14 protein-coding genes are annotated in these 17729 nt (G+C 63.5%); 3 read left to right on the top strand and 11 right to left on the bottom strand.

The window, feature by feature from the left end; all coding sequences use genetic code 11:
• Positions 1-195 precede the first annotated feature (195 nt).
• Positions 196-774 carry a hypothetical protein gene (locus N7650_RS07420; protein WP_205346339.1) on the top strand — a complete coding sequence of 193 codons (579 nt, stop codon included), beginning with the start codon at positions 196-198 and terminating at the stop codon, positions 772-774.
• On the opposite strand, the gene N7650_RS07415 is transcribed toward N7650_RS07420, so the two are convergent.
• Positions 771-1475, bottom strand: a complete 705-nt coding sequence (locus N7650_RS07415; protein WP_009402979.1) for a TraX family protein — start codon at positions 1473-1475, stop codon at positions 771-773. The two genes, N7650_RS07420 and N7650_RS07415, sit on opposite strands and share 4 nt — an antisense overlap.
• Complete coding sequence (locus N7650_RS07410) at positions 1475-2290, bottom strand: AraC family transcriptional regulator (protein ID WP_009402980.1); 816 nt, start codon at positions 2288-2290, stop codon at positions 1475-1477. Before N7650_RS07410 ends, N7650_RS07415 begins: the two co-directional genes overlap by 1 nt.
• An 86-nt stretch (positions 2291-2376) precedes the next feature.
• Between N7650_RS07410 and N7650_RS07405 the strand changes: the two genes are divergently transcribed.
• Positions 2377-3267 carry a DMT family transporter gene (locus N7650_RS07405; protein ID WP_009402981.1) on the top strand — a complete coding sequence of 297 codons (891 nt, stop codon included), beginning with the start codon at positions 2377-2379 and terminating at the stop codon, positions 3265-3267.
• A 66-nt stretch (positions 3268-3333) separates the two neighbouring features.
• On the opposite strand, the gene N7650_RS07400 is transcribed toward N7650_RS07405, so the two are convergent.
• The 4 genes from N7650_RS07400 to N7650_RS07385 all read right to left on the bottom strand — a co-directional run bounded on the left by N7650_RS07400 (position 3334) and on the right by N7650_RS07385 (position 7404).
• Positions 3334-3633: a hypothetical protein gene (locus N7650_RS07400; RefSeq protein ID WP_240160567.1), complete on the bottom strand. Its 300-nt coding sequence runs from the start codon at positions 3631-3633 to the stop codon at positions 3334-3336.
• A gap of 114 nt (positions 3634-3747) precedes the next feature.
• Positions 3748-5688 (bottom strand): methyl-accepting chemotaxis protein, encoded by a 1941-nt coding sequence (locus N7650_RS07395; protein WP_279897676.1) that lies wholly within the window; start codon positions 5686-5688, stop codon positions 3748-3750.
• A 122-nt stretch (positions 5689-5810) separates the two neighbouring features.
• Positions 5811-6149 (bottom strand): Rieske (2Fe-2S) protein, encoded by a 339-nt coding sequence (locus N7650_RS07390; protein ID WP_009402984.1) that lies wholly within the window; start codon positions 6147-6149, stop codon positions 5811-5813.
• 130 nt (positions 6150-6279) lie between these two features.
• Complete coding sequence (locus N7650_RS07385; protein ID WP_279897675.1) at positions 6280-7404, bottom strand: FAD-dependent oxidoreductase; 1125 nt, start codon at positions 7402-7404, stop codon at positions 6280-6282.
• A 144-nt stretch (positions 7405-7548) separates the two neighbouring features.
• On the opposite strand from N7650_RS07385, the gene N7650_RS07380 reads away from it, so the two are divergent.
• Positions 7549-8466 (top strand): LysR family transcriptional regulator, encoded by a 918-nt coding sequence (locus N7650_RS07380; protein ID WP_009402986.1) that lies wholly within the window; start codon positions 7549-7551, stop codon positions 8464-8466.
• 88 nt (positions 8467-8554) lie between these two features.
• Here N7650_RS07380 and N7650_RS07375 read toward each other — a convergent pair whose 3' ends face one another.
• From N7650_RS07375 to N7650_RS07355, 5 genes are all read right to left on the bottom strand, one after another.
• The gene (locus tag N7650_RS07375; RefSeq protein WP_009402987.1) at positions 8555-9250 is read right to left on the bottom strand and encodes a DUF6708 domain-containing protein; all 696 of its coding nucleotides are present in this window, start codon (positions 9248-9250) and stop codon (positions 8555-8557) included.
• Positions 9251-9321: 71 nt separating this feature from the next.
• On the bottom strand, positions 9322-12516 hold the full coding sequence (locus tag N7650_RS07370) for a T6SS effector BTH_I2691 family protein (RefSeq protein WP_279897673.1): 3195 nt from the start codon (positions 12514-12516) through the stop codon (positions 9322-9324).
• Positions 12513-13460, bottom strand: a complete 948-nt coding sequence (locus tag N7650_RS07365; RefSeq protein ID WP_009402989.1) for a hypothetical protein — start codon at positions 13458-13460, stop codon at positions 12513-12515. The genes N7650_RS07370 and N7650_RS07365 overlap by 4 nt, the downstream gene beginning before the upstream one ends.
• A complete protein-coding gene (tssI, locus tag N7650_RS07360; protein WP_279897672.1) occupies positions 13457-15529 on the bottom strand; it encodes a type VI secretion system tip protein TssI/VgrG in 2073 nt (690 codons plus the stop codon). The genes N7650_RS07365 and tssI overlap by 4 nt, the downstream gene beginning before the upstream one ends.
• Positions 15530-15651: 122 nt before the next feature.
• On the bottom strand, positions 15652-17604 hold the full coding sequence (locus tag N7650_RS07355; protein ID WP_279897670.1) for a methyl-accepting chemotaxis protein: 1953 nt from the start codon (positions 17602-17604) through the stop codon (positions 15652-15654).
• Between the last annotated feature and the right edge of the window lie 125 nt (positions 17605-17729).

Raw genomic sequence — 17729 nt, 5'->3', positions numbered from 1 at the left:
GCTGTAGTGATCTTGTGATCGGCATCACGCAGGCAAACTTTAATGCCGCCCGGCTTGCCGCGAGCGGCAAGGGGTTTCCGCCCGGAGGCACAGCGGCGCCCCCTCTGGAGGGGCAAAGCCGCGGTACACAAGGGTTTTACCAGACTGGCACAGCTATTGCCCGTACTGGTGGTCCAATTCAAGGAGATCGATCCTGTGAGCATCATCAATGGCCATGGCTGGCAGAACGCTGCCGTCCAGCAACAGCGAAACCTGCCTGCCGCCAGCGGCGTGGACGAGCAAACCTATCAGGTGCAGACAGCCAAGGTGTCGCTGGTTTCCAGCGTCGCCAGTGCGGCGGCAACACGCAACGCTTCCAGCTCCACCTACCAGGATGCCAAGGACGCGCAGGACGAAGCGTTCGCCAAGCTCAAGGTAGCCTTGCAGAACCCCGCCGACAGCGACGCGACCAGCCGCAGCGCAGCCCAGGAATTCCGTGACTACATGGCGCTTTCGCCAGCGGAGAAGATCCGCCTGAAGATGCTCGGCGAGCTGGGCCTGACCGAGGCAGACTACGAGGCCCTGCCACCCGAGAAGAAGGACGCGATCGACAAGCAGATCGCCTTGCGCTTGAAGGAGGAAAGCGAGATCAAGTCCATGGCCGGGATGGAGCCGCAGATGCAGGCGGCAGTGGCGGCACAGACCTTGATCAGGCCGCTGAGCGAGGTGGAAGCAACAGACCCGGCGCAGTTGCGCAAGGACAAGGAGGATCGGGAGGATCCGCTGAATGTCTAGGAGCCTGTGCCCGCCCGAACCATGTGAGCGAACACGCTGATCGCGGCAAGGTGCAACGGATAGAACGCCCAGGCCCACCGCCCCACCGGCGGCACCGGGCCGGGCCATTCGTGGCGCAGCAAGGCCAGGCCGAGCGACACCGCCATGAACGCGGTACCGGCTACCGTCAGCGAAACCGGCGCCAGCGGATGCTGGAACAGCCAACCATTGGTGAAATTCCCGGCGACCGCCAGCAATCCAGCCAGCCAGGCAAACCGCCGCTCTTTCAACGCGATCAGCAACGCCGCCGGCAGCAGCACGCCCGGCAGACCGTACATCAGCCAGGCGTTGCCCAGCGTCGCGACCAGCGCAGCCACCAGCGCCAGCCACGTCGCGGCACGGGTGCGCAGATGCACACCCCAGGCGAGCAGCAGGCCAAGGCCCAGGGTCGGCATTACGTTCAGGGTCGGCGAGCCGTTGTCGAGCCAGCGATACGGCACCTCGGACAGCAGCGAAAAACCCAGGAACCACCACAGGTATCGCCACTGGATAGTCGTCGCGCGCAGCACATTCGCCGCCAGTGCCAGGCAGAAGAACGGGAACGCAAGGCGCCCGGGAATGAACAGCCACTCCTGCTGCGGCCACAGGTAACGCAGGTGATCGCCGATCATGCTGACGATCGCCAGCCACTTGAGCAGATCGAGGGACGCCGAGCGAGCCATCAACGCGACCGGAACGCCGCCGGGGTCACCCCGACCACCTTCTTGAAGGCGCGGGTCATATGGCTCTGGTCGAAGAAGCCACAGGCCAGGGCCGTCTCGGCCAGGTCGGTACCCAGGCGCAACAGCACCTGGGCCCGCGCCACTCGCTTCTGGATCTGGTAACTGTGCGGTGCCACCCCGACCTCGCGCTTGAACACGCGGATCAGGTAGAGCGGGTCCATCCCGGCATCCAGGCCAAGGGTTTCCAGGGACAGGTTGTGCTCCGCTTCCTGGTCAAGACGCCTGCGAATGCGCCGCACCGCCTCGCGCTCGGGACGACCGGGACGAGCCAGGTCATGCCCGTGCCGTTCGAACAGAGCGGCTAGCGTCTCGACCAGCAGCGTCTCGCGCTCCAGCGGCAACAGCGAATCGGCGAGGCGACCATGGGCCGAGAGCAGGCACCGGGCAAGCGCCGGATCATCGCTCATCGGCGCGCGAAACAGGTGCACGTACTGGCTGGCATGACGTCCGGCCAGCACATGCTCGTTCAACCAGCAAGGATCGACATACAGCATGCGGTAGACCCACCCAGCCTGGTCCACCGGCACCCCGTCATGGATCTCCCCCGGGCTCAGGGTGACCACGGTGCCACTGCCGCCGAGGTGGTGGGCGCCACGGTAATACAGCTTTTCCACCCCGTGGGTGATCACCCCGAAGGCATATCGATCATGGGCATGCCTGCCGAAATGCTGCTGGCTGTAGCGCGCGCTGAGCAGCTCGCAGCCCCCTTCGGGAATGCGCAGGAAACGGGAAAAGTCCTTCTCGTGCGGCGTCATCGGCTGTCCAGTTTCGTCCAATCGTTGCGGAGGCAGGCCTGATAGGTTCTGCGTTCCCAAGCAAACCTGCAAGCGATGCCTTCCACATGCAAAACAAACGTGCCCTCCTGGAACTCACCACTGGCGGCCTGATGCTCAGCCTCTCGGCACTGGCCGTTGCCTTCGCCGATATCGGCGCGGGTGGCGCCGGTTTCTACCGGATGCTGTTCGCCTCGATCCTGTTCTACCTCTGCCTGAAATGGCGCCGGGTACCGGTACGCCTGCCATCGGCGGCGGCCGTGCGCCTCACTGCCCTCGCCGGCCTGTTCCTGGCCATCGACCTGATCCTCTGGCACCACAGCATCTACATCGTTGGCCCGGGGATCGGATCGATCCTGACCAACTGCCAGGTGTTCTTCATGACCCTGCTGGGCCTTTGGTTGCTCAAGGAAAAACCGTCGCTGAACTTCAGCCTCGCCATCGGCCTTGCATTCTTCGGCCTGTACCTGCTGCTGGCACCGGAGATGAGCAACGAAGCCGGCGTGCGCGGCGTACTGTTCGGGATTGCCTCGGGCCTGGCCTATGCGGTCTGCGTCTACTGCCTCAAGGCCGCCAGCCAATTGCCCTGCGGCGGCGGCGACAAGCTCGCGCAGATGCTCAACCTGAGCCTGTGGGCCGGACTGGTGATGCTGGGCTATGCGCTGCTGCGCGGCGAGAGCCTGGTTATCGCTGACGGGCAGACCTTGCTGATGCTGGTGATCTACGGGGTGATGGTGCAGTTCGCAGGCTGGCTGCTGGTGAACCGGTCGATCGGGCATATCAGCCTGGGGCTGGCGGGATTGATCCTGCTGCTGGAGCCGGTGATCACCTATTTCGTGGATGTCGCACTGTTGGGAAAACCCAGTTCCGCAGTCCAGATTGGCGGGGCGTTGCTGACGGTGGTGGCGGTGTATATCGGGTCGTTGCGGCCGCCGGAGAAGGTGTGTGTAACGCAATGAAGGCTTGACGCGAACCGCTGGAAGCAGCGGCTGCGCAGCGCAGCCGCTGTCCAGTCGAGGCGTGACCTAGCGCCTGGCAATACGGTTACGCTCGTGGCGAATACAGCCATCGTAGTAGGTCTTCTTCACCGAGGCCGGTTGCAGGCGACTGCGGCTGGCGTAGGTCTGCTCGGTGATGCCCAGGGCCATCCGCGGCATCCATCGTTCCGCGTACTTGCGCGTCTTGAGATTCTCCCGGGCCCGCCACAGGGTGGTCCCGGAGAGCTTCGAGTGCTGTGCCGAGCGGGCCACTTCCGAGCCCCAGCGGCACATTTCGATCTGTTTCCTGTTCAACTCCCTGGCCTGGGCCGAGGTCATCACCGACATCAGCACCAGGGCCACCGCACCTGCATATCCGAATCGCATCTGGAAAAAGGTCCCACTGTCCAAGAAGCGAAAAATGCTATGCGAAAACAAGGGGTTGAAAGGGCCATCACGGCGTTACGACTTGAACCGCCCCACCAGTTGGTGCAATTCCTGCGACAGCTCCGAAAGCCGTCCCGAATCCTCCCGCGCCGAACCCGCCAGTTGCTCCACCACCCGCGCCTCGTCGTAGATCTGCTGGATATGCCGGTTGATCTCCTCGGCGACGCTGTGCTGCTCTTCGGCCGCTGCCGAGATCTGCAGGTTCTGGTCGCGGATCTCGTTGACCGAAAGCTGGATGCCTTCGAAGCTGTCCCGCGCGTTTTCGATGGACGAGACACTGGCCCGGGACAGGTCCAGGCAGCTTTCCATCTTCTCCGAGACTTCCTGGGTCTTGCTGCCGAGGCTGTTGAGCAACTGGTCGATTTCCCCGGTGGAATCGGAGGTGCGCTTGGCCAGCGCGCGTACCTCGTCGGCGACCACGGCGAAGCCCCGGCCCTGGTCTCCCGCCCGCGCCGCCTCGATGGCCGCGTTGAGCGCCAGCAGGTTGGTCTGCTCGGCGATACCGCGAATGGTACCGAGTATCTGGTTGATACTGCGGCTGCCGGCCTCCAGTTCGAGCATGGCCTGGGACGACTCCACCAGGCGGCTGCCCAGGCGGTTGACGTTCTCGGTGGTCTGCTCGATCTGCTGCTTGCCTTCAGCCACCCGGCGATGGCCGTTCTCCGCGGAGTCGGCCGCGCTGCTGCAGGAACGTGCCACTTCATTGGCGGTGGCGACCATTTCGTTGAACGCGGTGGACACCAGTTCCACCGCCTCGCGCTGGCGACCGGCGGCCTCGTTCATGTTCCCGGCCATCTCGCTGTTGGCCCGGGACGCGTCATGCAGGTTGGTGGAGGCCGCGCCGATGCGCTGGATCAGTTGACGGATCGCCGCGAGGAACTTGTTGAACCAGCCTGCCAGTTCGGCGGTTTCGTCCTTGCCGTGGACTCGCAGGTCCTGGCGCAGGTCGCCCTCGCCCTCGGCAATCGACTGCAGGCCGCTGCTGACCTGGCCGATCGGCTTGACGATAACCCGCGAGAACGCCGCCGCGATCACCGCGAACAGCAAGCCCAGCACGATCACGATGCCGGCGGTGAGCCAGGTCATGCGCGTGGCCGTGGCCATCACTTCCTGCTCCTCGATCAGGCCGACGAAGCGCCAGCCCAGGCCGGGCGAGGTCCAGACATTGGCCATGTAGCGGGTCCCACCGATTTCCACCGCCGTCGAGCCCTGGGTGGTCGCGGCCAGCCTGGCATAAGGTTCGCCCAGGTCCTTGAGCGGCTTGAAGCTGTGGGCGCTGTCACGGGGGTCGACCAGCACGATGTCGTTTTCGATCAGCATCACGTAGCCGCTGTCACCCAGCTTGATGCTCTTGACCAGTTCGGTGAGGTTTTTCAGGGAAACGCTGACCACGAACACACCCTTGGCCTTGCCGGCCTCGTCGAGCATGGCGCGAGCGGTGCCGACCAGCGCGACATCGTCCTTGTCGTAGTAATACGCGCTGGTGCGTACGGTCCTGTCGGGGCTGGCCATGGCCGCCTTGTACCAGGGACGGGTGCGCGGATCGTAGTTGGCCAGTTTCGGATCATCCGGCCACTTGGCATAGCTGCCGTCTTCCAGGCCGATGGACAGGATGGCCGCGGCCGGGTGGGTCTCGCCGTACTGGGCGAAGCGGGCGATCACTTGCCTGGCGGATTCCGGCAACGGCTGCTGCGCAGCATTCGGGCCCTGGTAATGTTTCAGGCTGGTGACAGAGGTGTATACAGGATCCTTGGCCATCTGATCGACGTTCTGCTGCGTTCCTTCGAAGAACTGCCGCATGTTGCCGTCGATCTGGCGGATTTCACGGGTGCTGCTGTCGAGGAACTGGCTCACCGCGTCAGACCGGGTATTGCTTACGGCCATGATGCCGACCAGGCTGACCGGGAGGATGGCGACGGATATGAAGGCAAGGGCAAGCTTGGTTTTTATTCTCATGAAAGAGTCACGATCCAGGCAGAAGTTGATCCATTGGTCAGATAATGGCAACCTGCCATCTATTGGTTTTCGGCCGAAGCATCGTGAATCTTTAGGGTTGATTTTGTGTACACGTTATCAATCTAGTGAATCCACAGGTTGAGTTGCTCGTCCTGGTGGATTTCCAGGGCCTGGAGTGACTGACCCAGGCAAGGGCCCAGCAGGCAGGAACCGTCGGCGGGATCGAACAGCGCGCCGTGGGCGAAACAGACGATGTGCTGGCCGTCGCCGGACATGAAACGGTCCTTGCGGTATTGCATGGCGACATCGAGGTGCGGGCACAGGTTGCGGTAGGCCTTGATCTGGCCCTTCCACTTCAAGGCGAGGACGGTGTCGCGGCCCTGGTGCCAGGGGTCGAAGCCGCGGGCCTGGCCTTCTTGCAGGTGGTGTTCGTGGCATAGCAGAACAGGAACGTTCGACACGCTTGTTTTTCTCCACATGATTCACGGCCCTGTGGGAGCTGGCTTGCCAGCGATAGCGATGGGGAATTCACTAGAGCTATCGCTGGCAAGCCAGCTCCCACAGGGCCCATGTTGCTCTCCCGATCAATGTTCAGATCGGCTCGGCCGTACGCGCCAGCATCGCTTTGGTCAGCCCGACCCGGTCGAACCCGGCATCCCGGGCCATTTCCCGTTCGCCAGCCAGGATCGAGTTTTCGGCGATGTACTTGCAGCGATCGAAGCGGCGCATCATGAAGCGTTGCAAGCGGGTCCGCAGGTCACCGTCGCCGAACAGTTCCTCGGCCAGCACCAGGGCATCCTCGATGGCCATCCCGGCACCCTGCCCCAGGTGCGGCGTGGTGGCATGGGCCGCATCGCCGATCAGGATCACCCGGCCCTTGAACCACGGGTCATCAACGAACAGCACTTCCATCGGCTTGTAGACCACCTGGCTGTCATCGGTGATCTGCTCGCGCAGCTCGCCGACCAGCCCGCCGATTCCGGCGATGCGGTCGCGCATGGTGGCGGCCAGCTGGTCCTTCTCGAACCAGGGGTTTTCCGGCTCATGGGAGGTAGAGAACATGTACATCAGGCCGTCCGACAACGGCACCAGCCCGGCATTGCCTTCGGCGCCGGTGTAGCTGGCCAGGTGGTCGATGGAGGGATGCCGGGGGAAGTTGTAGCGCCACACGGCCTGGCCGGTGAAGCGTGGGGTATAGCTATCCCCGTAGAGCAGGCCGCGGATCTTCGAATACACGCCGTCGGCACCGATCATCAGGTCGTAGCGGCCGCTGGAGCCGTCGGTGAAACTGACATTGAGGTCGAGGGCAAACTCTTCATAGGAAGCCACGCTGATGCCGAGGCGTACCCGGGTACCGAGTTCGATGGCGGTATCGCTCAGCACCTGATGCAGGGCCAGGCGCGAGATGCCGACGTTGGCCGGGTATTGCGGACCGGCCAGGCGCTGCCCGGGAATGCGCGCCAGGGCCTTGCCCTGCAGGTCGTAGATGCCGACGTCCTCGAAGGGGTAGGCAGCGTCCAGGTAGCGATCGAGCACCCCGAGGCGAGCCATTTCCCGGACCACGTTGCTCTGCTGGATGATGCCGACACCGTACACCGTCCACTCCGACTTGATCTCCACCAGGTCGACCTCGACCCCCTGGCGCCGCAGCGCGATCGCTGCGCACAGGCCGCCGATGCCGCCGCCCACGATCAGTACTCTGTTGATATCGCTCATGCGTATTTCCCTTGTTCTTGTTGTCTGGATCAGCCCTCGGGCAGGAGGCTGGAAGCACAGGCTAGGAACCGGGGAAGGATTTGACTAATCGTTACTGGGGATGCAGGGTATCGCGAAAATAAATACAACAACGAGATGCCTGCCATGCGCTTCAAACACCTGGACCTGAACCTCCTGGTGGCGCTGGATGTCCTGCTCGAAGAGCAGAACATCACCCGAGCCGCCGAACGTCTGCACATGACCCAATCGGCCACCAGCGGGGTGCTGGGCAGGCTGCGCACCTACTTCGAGGACGACCTGCTGGTCCAGGTCGGGCGCAAGATGATGCTCACCCCACTGGCCCGCGACCTGGAAATTCCGGTGCGCGAAGTGCTGCTCAAGATCCAGACCTCGATCACCGCCAAGCCGGTGCAGGACATCGCCGAAAGCAAGCGGCATTTCCGCATCATGGCCTCCGACTACCTGATCAGCGTGCTGTTCGCCGAAGTCATCCGCGAGATCAACCGGCACGCGCCGCTGATGACCTTCGAACTGATCAGCCCTGGCGAAACCGCACGGGAAATGCTGATGCGCGGGGAAGTGGACCTGATGATCGCGCCGGACCACTACATCGTGAAGGAGCACCCGTCGCAGTTGCTTTTCGAAGAACAGCACGTCTGCGTGGTGTGCCAGGACAACCAGGCGGTGGGCGAACGCCTGACCCTGGAGCAATACCTGGAGCTGGGGCATGTCTCGGTGGTATTCGGGCGCAGTCGCACGCCGGGGATCGAGGAATGGTTCATGAGCGAATACGGCTGCAAGCGCCGGCTCGAAGTGATCACCCACGACTTCAACACCCTGCCGCAACTGGTGATCGGCACCCAGCGCGTGGCCACGGTACATGGCCGCCTGGCCCGGCTGTATGCACGCAACCTGCCGCTGCGCATCGTCGCGCCACCGGTCAACCTGCCGGCGATGCAGGAGTACATGAGCTGGCACCGCAGCCTGGACCGGGATCCGGTGCTGGCGTGGCTACGGGGGAAGTTGCTGGAAATGGCGAGCGCGACACCGTTGGCGGCCTGAGGCTTCCTTCGAATCCGACACGGCCGCCGACAGGGTATTGCTCAGCAGCATGGCCCACACCTTGCGCTGGGCCAGCTTGCGGAACTGCTCATGGCGCGGTCCTCGACTCCAGGTCCATATCGGCCGGCCACTCGACCTTCGGCGCCAGCAGCATGGCGACGTTGCACCACAGCACATCGTTATGGTCTCGAGGTGGCCCCGGTGGAGGCAGCGCGTCAGGGCCTTGTTGCATGTAGGTGCAGACGTAGGCCCAAGCGTGCTCGTCGGCACCCATGGCGGTCAGGGGGAAGCGGTCGATAACTTGGTTGGTACCGGGTTTGACGATGGACAGTTCGACGCCGAACTGGATGATGACCCCGCCCTGGGCCGTGAAGTGGGTTCTTCTCCAGCGTTCGGCTCGGACTTGTGACCAGTCGTAGGCAACGGGCACTACCCGCCACTTTTCGAAGGGGTTCCACCAGCGGTATTTGAAGTTGTAGGCGTAGAGGCGTTGGCGAGCTCGGTTGAAACGAAGAGGCAGGTCGCGGGGAGGAGATACATCGAATTTCCAAAAAAATAGGGTTAACCAGATACCAATGAGTGAAGTTGAGATAAGAATGACCCACTCTTCGATCACCAGCGTTCGCTCAGCAAATAGATAAAGCCATGACGATATGAAAAGAGATACGGCTGAGGGGGGCACGAACCATATCACCACCCCTCTAACAAGAGCCGATGCCCGAGGCAACTCCAGAAAAACATCATCTTGATGATTGGGGGTATCGAGACCAAGCGCTGGAGCCATAACCGGCGACTCTTCGGGAGTGGGCAAATCCTCTCGCCATCCAGGACAGGGTGGATTGAGTCTCGGTCCTTTCATGCGAGTTCCAACCTGACTTGTCCCTTGATCTTGTCCTCTCTCACGATCAGTCGGGCGAAGCCTGAATTATCGCTCTTGTCAGGCCAATAGAGGACTTCGAGTTCAAAAGCATGAACTTCAAGATATCCAAAGAAACTGATGGAACCCTGAATCTCGAGTGTTTGGGCATTTTGCGTAATGACAGGCGCCGTTGTTTCCGGATGGTAACCCGGTTTCTTCCAGTTCGCCGGAGGCGGTAACGGACCATTCACCCCACCGCTACGACCACTCGCGATGGTTTCTCCCAAAGTGTGGTTTGGCCGGAATACCTGCAACGCCCATTCATAACCTGACACATCAGCCTTATACCCAGGCAGGACGAGCTTGTAGTCCAGAAAGAGTCCCGCCGGAATTGCGTCACCAATAGCAAGCCCGCCCGTCTGCTCGGCTTTCAACGCCATTCCCACATCCGCAGTCAAACCCAACAAGGCTGCGTTCAAGACACCAATTGCCGTATCCATGTCCTCTGGCTTCTTCCAGCGACGATACGTCTCTGGCACTCCCCAAAGAGATTGTCTCGCCCATAGTTCAAGGGGTTGTGACTCTTGCTTTTTCGCCCATACCGCTACGCCGTACGCAACAAGGCCCAGTAATACACTGACTGCGAGCGGAGCAAGTGCTATAGCGACTGGCGCCAGAGAGCCTGCAAATCCTGCTCCTGCTGAAAGACCGGCCATGATCGCCGCTCTTATGTAAGCATCTCTTGCTTTTGTATCTCCGACTTCTCCTACTCGAACCGCCGCAAACGCATACTGCAACCCCTCCAACGCACTAGCCAACGCCACCAGCGCCCCACCGTACTGCACGATCCGCGCCCCCACCCCGACTGTCTGTCCAACAATCCGGGTCGGCATGTGCAGATCCGGCCGAACCATCTGAATCGTCCCACCGACAACCTCCGTACCGGCCCCCATCACACCAATCGATGCCGACATCACCGCCGCCACCGCTTCGGGATGCTTGTCCCCCACCGCATCGAGCAGGCTGGCATAGCTTCGGCGCAGGCTGTCCTGCTGGAACCACAAGCTGATCAGGCCCAGCCCCATGGCGCTGGCGCCGGGTGTGCCGGCAACAGCGGCGGTGCGCATGCTGTGCATCGACTCCCGCGCCAGCTGGATGGAGCCCTCGGCATGGAGGGTCACCTTGCGCGCCAGGTTGTCCATGGCCCCTTGGACTGCTTCGGCACCGACAGTGACCGTGCGCAAGGCATCGCCAATGCCGTCGCTGACCCCGGCGCTTAGCTTGTCCAGCCGGGTCTTCAGGGACTCGGCCTTTTCCAGGGTCCAGAACGTGACTTCGACCAGCTTTCCTGGAGCGCCCGGCACGGCCGCCGACAGGGTGTTGCTCAGCAGCATGGCGCGCACCTTGCGCTGGGCCGGCTTACGGAACTGCTGGTCGAGCCGGGTCATGTAGCGATCGGTGCTTTCCTGCAGCACTTCGTTGAGCAGCGGAAGGTACTCGCCCACCTTGAGGGAAACGGTGACTCGCGTGGCCTCCACCCCGAAGTGGCGCAGCAGGGCCGCGCGGTGCAGATGCCCCAGCAATGTCCGGGTCTTGTCCGACAGCTCGTTGCCGAGACGACTGCTGGCCGTCGCCGCCGCGGACAGCAGTTGGCCGATGGCGTCCTGGACGGGCCCGGACATCAGGTTCCTGGCTTCCTGGGTGGTGATAAAGGTCTTGATGGCGTGGTAGACCCGGGTGCGCTCGTCACCGGCGAGAGCATCCTGCAGCTCTCCGAACAGCGGGATCATCCCGGCAGTCAGGGCCCGGTACAGCAGGCTGTCGTGATCCTCCAGCAGCGTTTTCCAGAGCCGCAAGGTTGGGCCCAGCGGGCCGTCTCCTCTCTGTTCGGTCGCACCACCGGACAGGCAGGTCCCCTGCATGCGGAAGAACAGCGCGACCGAGCGCGGGTCGGTGATGCTGTAGTCATACCTGGCCGCGCGCTGATAGGCCGCGTCCTTGTAGTGGTGCTCATAGTGTTCGGCAACGTCATCGAAGACCTGTTGCCAGCCAGCGAGGGTATGCTCGAAGTCCGCCTCGAAAGCCGCACGGGACTGCTCGTCGTAGCGTTCTTCCAGGCGCTCCCTGGCCTCCGCTTGCTTGATCGGGGCCAGGCGCGCGGTCTCCGCCTCGACATCGAGCAGGGGAAAGTTCCGATTGAGCATCGGCAGGGTCGGATTGACCATCGGGTTGTTGTTCTGCTCGCTCCGCCACTTGTTTTCGTCTTTCGCGCGCTTCTTCGCCCTTTCCTTCGCGACTTCCATCTGATGCCCACGGATCGCGAGCAAGGCCTGGGAGGTGAAGTACTCGAAGCTGCGCTGCGGTTCGGCACACCATTGCAGCATGGCCTGGTGGCGGAGCAGACGCTGGGCATTGAGCTCCTGGACCACGCCGATGGGGTCAGGCAGCACCAGGGCCAGTACGCCGTTGGGCAGTTCATGTTCCTGGATCACGTTGCGCAGATGCCCCTTCAGGGCACGCAGGCGGTGCTGGCGACCATAGAAGCCGTGCACGCTGCGAAAATCGCCGGGGATGTTTTGCGCGTACTCGAGCACCTGCTGGAGCTGCGGGTCGCTTTCGCTCATGGCGATGCCGACGCTGGCGGGGTCGCTGCGCGCGGCCTTGAGGTCGAGTTGGTGGAAGCGTTCATCGAGGTTAACGCCGTCGACCACGCCGCCGTGCAGGTAGCTATCCAGCACCGCCTTGGGCCAGGGGTCGTTGGCAATGGCCAGCCAGGCGGTGGAGTACTTGTTGGCATCGATGTTGATGAAGGATGCCGGGATGTCGTGATCCTCCCGGATACAGGCCTCACACAGTGGCCGGGGTTCTTCCTGCGGCATCTGGTACGGGCGGAACTGGCTCAGCGCCCCTTCGGGCGAAATCTCGTAGGCCTGCCATTCGCGGCGGTCGAGCAGCACATAGAGATAGCCCTGGCGCAAGATGCGAGGTTGCCCAAGGCCGATGCGCACGGCCTGGACCTCGGAGCCAGGGGTCAATGGCCGCAACTGGGTCTCCCAGGGGGCAGGGGCATAGGCGGCGCGCAGGGGCAGGATGGGCAGGCCGCTGCGCTGGCAGGTGGCGCAGAGGGTGCTGGGGACCGGACAGGCCTCGCCGGTGGCGATGTCGGAAATGACGCTGAAGCTGATGGTCATGAATAGTCCTTCGCATGGGGCAGATCAGTGAAGGTGCGTTTCCAGAGGGCTTCGCTGTAGTGGCTGGCGAAGTGGCCTTGCAGGTCCAGAGCACCTGACCCGGCCTTGGTGATGAGCGCCTGGATTTCCGGGTGGCGCAGCAACAGCGGGTGGATGAACACCCGGTGCAGGCAGAGGGCGATGATGTCGCGATGACTTCGAAGACCGAACGCGTAGGCATCGCGGACCAGACGCAGCGCATGCAGGGCTGCCTGTGGCGGCAGGACGGTGTCTCCTGTCCAGCGCCACGGCGCGAAGCCGGCAGGGCGTTGCAGAAGGTGCTGCCAGATACCGAGGAAGTTGCTGATCAGCGGTGCCCACTGCTGGGCCTGGTGAGCCGCCTCCGGCATCACGACCTCGGCCGGGTCGTCAGTGCCGCGTATCACGGCATGAGTGCCCCAACTGAGCGGTAGTAACCAGAAGCGGATGGGGCATAGCAGCCAGGATTTTTCACTGACCGCCGTGGCGCAAAACAACTCCAGCCGGAGTGGCTCGAACCAGGGCAAGGGGCGCCCGTCTTTGCCCGCAATGGTGTGGCAGCGCGTTGCGATATGACCGGCGATGATATCCAGTGGTTGCGGGCTGAGCAGCCAGCCGCAGACATAACGCTTGTGGTAGCCCGTGTCCCTGGATGCGCGCTCGGCACTCCATTCGAGATGCTGCAGCGCTGGCGATTCACCGGGCCTGGCCAACTGAACCAGCGCGGGACAGGCGTCGGGAGTATGGGCAAGATCCGGGCGCAATACGCGGGAGACCGCAGCATCGCCAAGCGACTGGACCAGGGACGGCACACTGAGTGGGTGCTCCGGCGCACAGTCGGCCAGGCCATCCAGCAGCAGGTAAAGATAATCATCCGGCGTGCGGTGATGCTCGAGGAAATGCGTGACAGCCCTCCCCGCCTTCATTTGATTTTCCTTTCGCATAGGGCGTGCTCGCCTTCCAGCACCTTGCTGGTCTGGGACAGGTTGTTGCCGCTGCCTCCTGCGGGCTTGTTCATGGGGCCCTTGAGCGTGAGCGCGATGCCATCCAGCGTGATGCCTGCAGCATCGATGCGCAGCGTGCCGCCGGGGCCCTTGAGGACCAGAGTGTCGGCGCTGCCGATTTCATGGACCCGGGTGCGGTGGACGATGCGCTGGCCCGCTTGCAACATGACGTCGCCTTGCACCTGCTGTCGCAGATTCCCGCCGATCTCGATGTGGTGGTCGGCGGTCGTGGTGTCATGACGGTCGTTGCCGACCTCTTCGGTCCGGTCCCCGGCCGTGGTGATGCTGTGGTTGCCGCCGACTATCAGGTCGTCGTGTTCGCCAATCTCATGGCGCCGGTTCTCCCCGATCAGCACCTGCTCGTCGTTGCCCACCGTGTTCTTGCGGTCGTGACCGACGGTAAGGCTCTCGTCGTTGTCCACCTGCTCGCTGCGGTCATTCCCGACGTGGGTGGTTTCGTCGTTCCTGACTTCGTTCCTCTGGTTTCTCTGGGCATGGATGAAGACTTCTTCCTGCCCCGCTTCGTCCTCGAAGCTCAGCTCGTTGAAACCATTGCCCTTGTGGGTCTGGCTCTTGAAGACCATTCGGGTCTTGTTTGCGGGCAGTTCGTAGGGCGGGCGCTGAAGTGCCGTGTAGCATCGACCGGTGATCACTGGCTGGTCAGCGTCCCCGTTCTGGTAGCTGACAATCACGCCCTGACCGATGCGCGGGATTGCCATATGCCCCCATAGCGCTCCGGCGATGCCTTGCGAAACCTGGATCCAGCAGGAGCTGTGTTCGTCGTTCTTGCCTTCCCGGTCCCACGGAAACTGCACCTTCACCCGGCCGTATTCATCGCAATAGATTTCCTCGCCCGGCGGCCCCACTACCGTGGCCATCTGCGGGCCGTCGATGCGTGGTTTGGGCAGCGGCTCGGGGCGCCATTCGGCGTCGTGCGGGACCAGGGTGGCGATGCAGTTGTAGTGGGTGCCACGATCAGCATCGGCGCTATCTTCTTCCTGGCTGACGTACTGCTTGCCGTGGTGCTCCAGGTGCACCGGGCGCCAGCCGCGGTTCATGTCCTCGCGGGGGTGACCCACCATGTCGAAAAACAAGCCGGGGACCAGCCGGGCATCGTCGCCCTCGGCAATGACCTGGCAGGCGTCACCGCGCAGGCCGAGCAGGCGGCTGCGGCTGAAGGCCTCGCCGGGCTTTTCTCCGCGGTAGCGACCAGGGTAGTCGTAGCGCTCGTAACTGTCCGCCTGGTGCTCGAGGTCGGTGGCCTTGTACGTGCTCTGCTCGGTGTATCTCGGGTTCTTGAAGCTGTAGTCGCGCTGCACCTGGCGGGCGCTGCGCACGTTCTCGCTGTAGGTGAAGCGGTGCAGCGCCGGGCCCGGGCGGTCGGCGCCGGGCTTGGGGTTGTATTCCACCGGCGGGCCGGGCTGCTTGCCGAAGATCCACAGGTAGTCGCAGTGGATCAGGCGGTGGCCTTCCTCACTGTGCAGGAAGCCATAGAAAAAGCCCTCTTCGCGCATGATGCGCTCGACGAAGTGATAGTCGGTGTCGCCGGCCTGCACGCAGTATTCGCGGACAGTGTGGGGCTTGGCGGCGCGCAGTTCGTAGTCGAGGGTGAGGGCGTGTTTTTTCAGCATCACGTTGGCGATGTCGGGCACGCTGAGGGTCTGGAAGATGCGCCAGTCCGAACACAGCTGCAGGCGGGCCAGGCGGGGTTCGACGAGCGCACGGTAGCGGGTGTGGCGAAAGCCGGTCTCACCTTGCTGGAAGCCGCTGACCGAACCGTGGACGTAGCGTACGGGCTGGCCGCCCTGCCAGAGGGTGAACAGCGCGGGGCGGTCGAGGATCTCGCCGAACTTCACGGCGGCATCGGTGCTGCTCAGGTCGACTTCGAGGCGAAAGGTTTCGGAAAGGGCCTCGGTGAGGTGGAACTCGACGACTTCGAATTCACCGGCTGCTGCGGTGAAGGTGAAGCGCAGATCGGATTGAACGGCCATGGCGGATGTCCCGGGGAACGAATTCCCCGGAATCCTGACTGCCGGTCAACCAGTGGTATATAGGAAAAGTCCCAAGCCAACGCATGAAAAGACTGCGCTTTTGAAGCCGGATCCAGCCGGCCTCATCGGCGCTCTAAACGAAATACACCCAGCGCCTCCCCCAACCCCGCACTCAGCCGCTGCAATCCCTCACTCGCCTCCTCCAGCCGCGCACACTCCGCCGCATTCTGCTCCACCACTCGCTCCACCTCGCCCGCCGCATCATCCACCCGCCAGGCGAGATCCTGCTGGGTCCGCGCCGCTTCGGCGATATGCCCGGCAGCACTCTCCACCTCGACAATGCTCGCCGTGATTGCCGCCAGCACTGCACTGGCCCGAGCCGTCAGTTCCACACCTTCACCAGTCAGTCGCTGGCTGTCATCCAGGCTGGCCGCCGCCGTCCGTGTCACCTCGCCCAGGCGCTGGATCATCCCGTCGATCTCCCCGGTGGACGCCCGGGTCCGGCTGGCCAATCCGCGCACCTCGTCCGCCACCACGGCGAACCCTCGCCCATGTTCCCCGGCCCGCGCAGCCTCGATCGCCGCATTCAACGCCAGCAGATTGGTCTGCTCGGCCACCGCGCTGATCACATCCAGCACGCCGGTAATGGCCTCGCTCTGGCTTTGCAGCAGTTGCATGGCCGCAGTCCCCGCCGCCATTTCCCCGGACAACCGCTGAAGACTCTGGCTCGCCTCGCGCACCAGCCGGTCCCCTTCGTGAATCAAGGAACTGGCCTGCCCCAGGCTGGCCTGGCTTGCATCGACCCGCTGATTGACCTGCACTGTCGCCTGGGTCATCAACTGCATGGCCTGCATTACCTCGCCGGTCTGCCGCCGCTGCGCCCGCACGCCCTGCCCCGTGCGCTCGACCATTCCGGCCAGGGTGCCGGCGGCGACATCCAGTTGGTCCGCATCCCCGCCGATGCGCCCGACCAGATCCCGCAGTGCCTGCAACATCACGCCGATTGCCTCGTTCAATTGCCCCAGTTCATCGCTGCGTCCCAGCCTTGGCAGGCGCCCGTGCAGATCCCCGGCGGCGACCCGCTGTGCCAGCGCCAGCATCTGCCGGACAGGCACGGCGATCGAGCGGCGGATCAACACGCAGGCCGTGATGCTCGACAGCAAGGCCAGCCCGAGCATAAGCGCCAGTTGCAGGTCCAGGTGCCGACGTCGCACTTCCCAGGCCTGGACAGCACGCTCGCGCTCACCATCCAGGGCGGCAATCACCTGCTGAGCCGCGTTGCTCATCGCCGCCTGCTGGCCCAGGGCCTGCTCGCCGCTATCGCTGTAGCGCAGGAACGCCTGGCGGTACTCCTCAAGCGCCGCGGCGGCCTCATCCAGGGCCTGACGACGCTCTCCCTCAAGCCGGGCGGCCAGGCTGCTTAATGCGCTGCCCAGTTCATTGACCCGGTTGATCCAGTCGTCGCGATAGCGCTGCTGCGGATCGAGGGTGAAATACAGCTCGCTGTCACGCAGGTTGGCCAGCCGCTCGCGCAGCGCGGCGGCGTCCTCCAGCAGTTGCATGGCCGCCGTGCCGGGTGACTGGTCCTGCTCCAGCCCGGCATTGATGTCATCCAGCTGATCGAGGAACACCCCGGCAAACCGTTGCCCCGCCCCCTGTGCCAGTTCCTGCATGCGCAGTCGCGCATCCTGGGCTTGCAGGCGGGCCCTGGCATAAGCCTGGAAGCCCTGCAGGTACTCCATGCCAAGCCTGGCGAAATCCCCGTCGACCGACTCGTCGCGCAGCTTCTGCAAGGCCATGGTCACCTGCCCGGCGGACTCGTCAGTGACCAGCAAGGCGAACGCCTTCTCCGCCTGCCGCGCCTCGGCCAGGTGATTCTGCAAACGCTCCAGCTCGCGCAAGCGCTCGCTGTTGGCCTGGCTCACCTGCAACGCGTACCAGGCCGCCAGCCCCATGCCAAGGGTGCATACCAGCACCAGGGCAAAGCCCAGCGACAGCTTGCCGCCCACGCTGAGACGAGCGAACGCGCCGGCGGACGGGATGGTTTCGAACACACTGGAAACGGACAAGGGCATCCTCCTCGCAAAGCCGCGCGTCGTGCGCGGCCGCCCATCCTGCCCGCCTCATTCCCCGCTCCACCAATCGCATCTGGCGATGCGACGCATCGGCCCGCGCCATGTATCGCGTGCCCGGATAGCTG

The sequence above is a fragment of the Pseudomonas sp. GD04058 genome (assembly GCF_029836855.1).
Lineage (GTDB): Bacteria > Pseudomonadota > Gammaproteobacteria > Pseudomonadales > Pseudomonadaceae > Aquipseudomonas > Aquipseudomonas bharatica.
This window is presented reverse-complemented; position numbering and strand designations above follow the sequence as displayed.

What these genes read in the sequence shown, in the direction of transcription:
- N7650_RS07415 (WP_009402979.1), bottom strand. Translation starts at nt 1,475, where the DNA reads ATGGCTCGCTCGGCGTCCCTCGATCTGCTCAAGTGGCTGGCGATCGTC.
- N7650_RS07410 (WP_009402980.1), bottom strand. Translation starts at nt 2,290, where the DNA reads ATGACGCCGCACGAGAAGGACTTTTCCCGTTTCCTGCGCATTCCCGAA.
- N7650_RS07405 (WP_009402981.1), top strand. Translation starts at nt 2,377, where the DNA reads ATGCAAAACAAACGTGCCCTCCTGGAACTCACCACTGGCGGCCTGATG.
- N7650_RS07400 (WP_240160567.1), bottom strand. Translation starts at nt 3,633, where the DNA reads ATGTCGGTGATGACCTCGGCCCAGGCCAGGGAGTTGAACAGGAAACAG.
- N7650_RS07395 (WP_279897676.1), bottom strand. Translation starts at nt 5,688, where the DNA reads ATGAGAATAAAAACCAAGCTTGCCCTTGCCTTCATATCCGTCGCCATC.
- N7650_RS07385 (WP_279897675.1), bottom strand. Translation starts at nt 7,404, where the DNA reads ATGAGCGATATCAACAGAGTACTGATCGTGGGCGGCGGCATCGGCGGC.
- N7650_RS07380 (WP_009402986.1), top strand. Translation starts at nt 7,549, where the DNA reads ATGCGCTTCAAACACCTGGACCTGAACCTCCTGGTGGCGCTGGATGTC.
- N7650_RS07375 (WP_009402987.1), bottom strand. Translation starts at nt 9,250, where the DNA reads ATGGCTCCAGCGCTTGGTCTCGATACCCCCAATCATCAAGATGATGTT.
- N7650_RS07370 (WP_279897673.1), bottom strand. Translation starts at nt 12,516, where the DNA reads ATGACCATCAGCTTCAGCGTCATTTCCGACATCGCCACCGGCGAGGCC.
- N7650_RS07365 (WP_009402989.1), bottom strand. Translation starts at nt 13,460, where the DNA reads ATGAAGGCGGGGAGGGCTGTCACGCATTTCCTCGAGCATCACCGCACG.
- tssI (WP_279897672.1), bottom strand. Translation starts at nt 15,529, where the DNA reads ATGGCCGTTCAATCCGATCTGCGCTTCACCTTCACCGCAGCAGCCGGT.
- N7650_RS07355 (WP_279897670.1), bottom strand. Translation starts at nt 17,604, where the DNA reads ATGCCCTTGTCCGTTTCCAGTGTGTTCGAAACCATCCCGTCCGCCGGC.